Here is a 4,021-nt window from a genome sequence, read left to right on the forward strand (position 1 = left end):
CGGCGGCACTGACCGCCTAAACCACCAAGTCGAAGAATCACACGACGACGTCGTACACCACGTCCCTGGACTTGACCTTCTCCCCTGCCGCGTAACACTCGGAAAGATGGCAAACGACATGTGCCACAGTCGGGAGCAGGCGGAGCAGGTCAAGGCTAGGTTGGCCGAGTGGCTGGCGCCACCAATGGTCGGGACGACGGCACTGACTGAGCGGCACCGCCCGCAGACCGCCGGCATCAAGCGAATGGCTCGGCCGTATAACCACGCGCTGACCGTCGCATATCTCTGCCCCACCTGTGAGAATTGAGCTGACAAGGCAGCTAGAGACGGATAGGTCCCTTTGTGAGCACCGATGGCCGCGAGCCTGACGACGAGGCCGGCGCGGAGTTCCTGAACGGCTTCGTCGATAGGTTGATTCTCGGGGGCGGGCGTGTGGACATGGGCCGCCGGCGCTCCGAAACCCACCCAGTTGCGCCACCATAGCATGTAGTACAACTATGTAGTACATTATTGGTATGAGTGAAGTACCTCTCCGAATGCTCAACCAAGAGACGGCAAAGGTCTTGGCCCGCGTCAAGCGTGGCGAAGAGATCACGCTTACTGAGCGCGGGGAAGTCATCGCCCGAATAATCCCCGCTACCGCCGGCCCACTGGATGCGTTGATCACTGCCGGCAGAGTGCAACCGGCGACGCTGGCCGGCCCAGCCCCGCGGCCGACCGTTCCGATGCACGACAATCTCGACGCCGGCGCGCTATTGCAACGTCTGCGCGCCGAGGAAAGGTATTAGCCGGTGATCTACCTGGATACCTCGGCTCTGGTCAAGCTGATCCGGATCGAAGTCGAATCTGATGCTCTAGCTGACTGGCTCGATGAACGCACCGAAACACGTTGGATAACATCTGCCTTGGCTGAAGTGGAGCTCCCCAGAGCCATCCGCGCAGTCGCCCCAAATGGCTTATCTGCTGTCCCCTCTGTGCTGGCCAGACTGGATCGGTTCGAAATCGACCAGGTCATCCGCGCCACCGCGGCCGCCTACCCCGATCCGGCGCTGCGCTCGCTCGATGCGATACACCTGGCCACCGCTCAAATCGCCGCATCCACAGCACCATTGACCGCCATGGTCGCCTATGACAGTCGACTCAGCGACGCCGCCCGTGCCCTCGGGATAACGATTGTCACACCTGGAAGAAACTCATGAACGGCTCAGGAGGAGAACACATGTCAGCACGTTTCTATGATGAGACCGTTTTTCAAGCGTGGCAGCGCGGTGTAGAGATCGCCGGTCCCCGATGGTTCGCCGACGGCCAGACTTCCCCGGACAGCGCGACCAGCAAGTGGGATCTCTCGCCGAGGGTCGACGAGATCCGATCAGCTATCGGATGGCTGTCCTCGGGCGAAGCGATGTTCCTTGCGGCGATGGTGAGCTTTTACAACTCTGAGCCCGGCGGCGAACTCTTGCGATCACTTGGCGCAAATGGCCTCAGCGACATTGCTGCCAGCCTCGACGAATCACGCCGACAAGTCATCGCCGACCTGCCCCTTGCCTACGCCGGCTGGTGAAAACCTCGCCGGCCGTCACTCCCACGGCTTCCCGCTACAACCCGCCGCAAAGGACAACCCATGGCTGACCTGCCAACTCGTCCCGAACTATTCGAGAACGCCCGCGCCTGCATCGACGAAGTGAGATCAGCGCTCAGCGCGGCGCGCGACTGGCTGCGCTCGGACTGGCAGCTCCTGGGCACACCACTGACTAAGGAGGCCGGCCAAGCTCGGGTGGCCATTTTGGAATCGATCGGCGAGGCCAAGGACCTCATCGACGCGATGAAGCGCACTGCAGCCTCGATGAAGCGGCGCAGCACGGCGTTGCGAGCGCGCGGCAGAAACGCCAGGCGACCGCGCTGTCTGGTGCGCCGCGCAGCGCGATGAACCGCCCGCCTTGCCCGCCGCGACCCGTTGCCGACCTGGTGGCCGGATGTGAACGGGCGCTGGCTCGAAGATGGTGGAAGATGGTGACCGCAAGACATCGTGCGTTGCGTGGTGGACCGCCCGTCACGCCTCAATCACGAACTTTGCGACTGGGCGCGCGCACCAACACTTCATGCTCGGCATCATGGGTGGCCGCTTCAGGCGCCAGGCGTGTTCGGCAGCCGACCGTCATACCCGCCGACGAGCGGTCGCCCGGCCACGATGTGCGCGACTCGGGCGACCGGTCCCAATCACCAAGCAAACGTCCTCTCCCGAGGCTTCGGGGTGCGTCATCCGCTTGCCCCGCATGTCGACATCCGTTGCTGCGCGGCTAGCGGCCACGCCAGTCAAATGTCGATTCCCGCTGCGGTGCCTACCTCAAAATCCCGGCAATCCCGGCAGGGTGAAACCACCGCCCGCGCCGGTGGAAGCGCCGCTCCCAGCGCCGCCCGGACCGGTCAAACCGCCCGACGTGCCAGTACCGAAGCCGCCGCCATTGTCGTTGAAAGCACCGGACCCGCCGGTCGACGCCCTGCCCCCACCGATCGGGGTGGACACTCCACCAGACCCGCCGCCCCCAACTGTGATCCCTGGGTCTGGCTCATCCGCCCAGGCAGCGCCCGCGCTGGCTATCGGGATGAGCCCGGCGGCCAAAGCTGCACCTGCGGCCATGCCGAGCTTGATCGTGATACCGCGGCGTCGTGTCTTGCAAGTCATGTTCCCCTCCGAATTCATGGATCATTAGATGATCGCGTTATGATCGGCGCACTTGTCGTGCGTTGCACAGTCACTTAGGTGGTAATGGGGCTCACCTCCATTCCCACAACTGGATTCCCACAACTGGTGATAGCAATGCCACCAGCTGTATGAACTTTGGCTATGCAATGCAGCTTAGCTACTACAGAAAGTGAGCGTCAAGCCAATTGGGCTACCTTGTTTGCAAAGTGATTCATATTCATAAATTCAGTGTTTCAGTAGACACTGACTTCCACACCTACAATCGTATATTGCAGCAGTTCAACAACCATGTACTGGTGTACTGACATGCGCCAATTCGCGTCTGCGTACTTACTGATATCGAGCACAACGTGAATCATTCAGGCCAGAGTCTGACTTGATTACGATTATCAGAGTTTCAAGGTGCCAGCAAACTAGACTTACTCGGTTGGTGCCCGATATCTGCAGAAACCTTTCTTCCTAGAATTCAGTATCGCTGTTGGCCAAAAATCGCTCCCTGCGTAGTCCGATCAGCAGTCACACCTCGCCGCGTGCACCTAGACCGTCCCCAACACAGGGCCTCAGCAGACGCCCGCCGGCAACTCATCGCCGACGACGCGCGAGGGGTGCCGCGCCTCACCTTGGGCCCAAGTGCAGGACCCCTCATTGATCCGCGTACTGATATGCAGATCTACTGAAACGCACCCGAAGAGGGGATCGCCGCAATGAGCACCGGCCGCAGCCGCATCGAATCGAGCGCCGCACCGTCCCACAGAAACACCGCGGCTGCCACCCCGCCCTCACCTACAGGCACCGGGCCGACCGAACGCCTCATGACCATCCGGTAGACAGGCGACCAACGAACACGCCGAACCGTCGACCTATCACTTGGCACACACCCGGGTCTTGACATCTGGCAGCGAGATGCCGCCGACCGCCTCGGACTCGCAGGATGCAGGCGGAAATAACCGGATTCTTCTCTGGACAAGCTCGACGCAATCCACGCCGTCCTGCATCGCTTCCCCGTGTACAAGCCGATCATCGCCGCGGTCAACGGCACTTGCGTGGCGGGCGGATTCGAGATGTTGAGCTCCACCGACATCCGAGTGGCCGTGCCCGACGCACGATTCGCGGTGATGGAGCCGAAGCGCGGTCTTTTCGCAGTGTCTTGCCCGTGAGGACACTCGCGGCGGCAAGGGCACCGCCGATCGTGACGTAATGACTTAGGGCCGGTCCACGCGGCAGAGGTGTGAGGTGTTGACGACGGGGTGGGTTCTACTCAACGTCGCAACACCGACGGATCACTCGAGACTAACAGGGCAGCGAATAGATCGGCGG

6 protein-coding genes are annotated in these 4,021 nt (G+C 61.7%); 5 read left to right on the plus strand and 1 reads right to left on the minus strand.

All coding sequences use genetic code 11. The annotated features are described in order from the left end of the window. Positions 1-515: 515 nt before the first annotated feature. From AWC17_RS29080 to AWC17_RS29095, 4 genes are read left to right on the plus strand one after another with little or no spacing between them, the layout of a single operon-like run. Positions 516-788, plus strand: a complete 273-nt coding sequence (locus tag AWC17_RS29080) for a type II toxin-antitoxin system Phd/YefM family antitoxin (protein ID WP_033711258.1) — start codon at positions 516-518, stop codon at positions 786-788. Between the two features lie 3 nt (positions 789-791). Then, positions 792-1,199 (plus strand): type II toxin-antitoxin system VapC family toxin, encoded by a 408-nt coding sequence (locus AWC17_RS29085; RefSeq protein ID WP_007168487.1) that lies wholly within the window; start codon positions 792-794, stop codon positions 1,197-1,199. A 20-nt stretch (positions 1,200-1,219) separates the two neighbouring features. Beyond that, a complete protein-coding gene (locus AWC17_RS29090) occupies positions 1,220-1,561 on the plus strand; it encodes a hypothetical protein (RefSeq protein WP_007168486.1) in 342 nt (113 codons plus the stop codon). Between the two features lie 60 nt (positions 1,562-1,621). Further along, a complete protein-coding gene (locus AWC17_RS29095) occupies positions 1,622-1,927 on the plus strand; it encodes a hypothetical protein (RefSeq protein WP_007168485.1) in 306 nt (101 codons plus the stop codon). 1,447 nt (positions 1,928-3,374) lie between these two features. On the opposite strand, the gene AWC17_RS33170 is transcribed toward AWC17_RS29095, so the two are convergent. After that, positions 3,375-3,518: a hypothetical protein gene (locus AWC17_RS33170; RefSeq protein ID WP_155250266.1), complete on the minus strand. Its 144-nt coding sequence runs from the start codon at positions 3,516-3,518 to the stop codon at positions 3,375-3,377. Positions 3,519-3,708: 190 nt separating this feature from the next. Here AWC17_RS33170 and AWC17_RS29110 point away from each other — a divergent pair, with 190 nt between their 5' ends. Then, the gene (locus AWC17_RS29110) at positions 3,709-3,861 is read left to right on the plus strand and encodes an enoyl-CoA hydratase-related protein (protein ID WP_007168480.1); all 153 of its coding nucleotides are present in this window, start codon (positions 3,709-3,711) and stop codon (positions 3,859-3,861) included. Positions 3,862-4,021 lie beyond the last annotated feature (160 nt).

This window comes from Mycobacterium nebraskense, assembly GCF_002102255.1.
In the GTDB taxonomy this organism is placed as follows: Bacteria; Actinomycetota; Actinomycetes; order Mycobacteriales; family Mycobacteriaceae; genus Mycobacterium; species Mycobacterium nebraskense.

Bases quoted from the DNA above. Each gene is read 5' to 3' on its own strand.
- AWC17_RS29080 (WP_033711258.1), top strand. From the start codon at position 516: ATGAGTGAAGTACCTCTCCGAATGCTCAACCAAGAGACGGCAAAGGTC.
- AWC17_RS29090 (WP_007168486.1), top strand. From the start codon at position 1,220: ATGTCAGCACGTTTCTATGATGAGACCGTTTTTCAAGCGTGGCAGCGC.
- AWC17_RS29095 (WP_007168485.1), top strand. From the start codon at position 1,622: ATGGCTGACCTGCCAACTCGTCCCGAACTATTCGAGAACGCCCGCGCC.
- AWC17_RS33170 (WP_155250266.1), bottom strand. From the start codon at position 3,518: ATGAGGCGTTCGGTCGGCCCGGTGCCTGTAGGTGAGGGCGGGGTGGCA.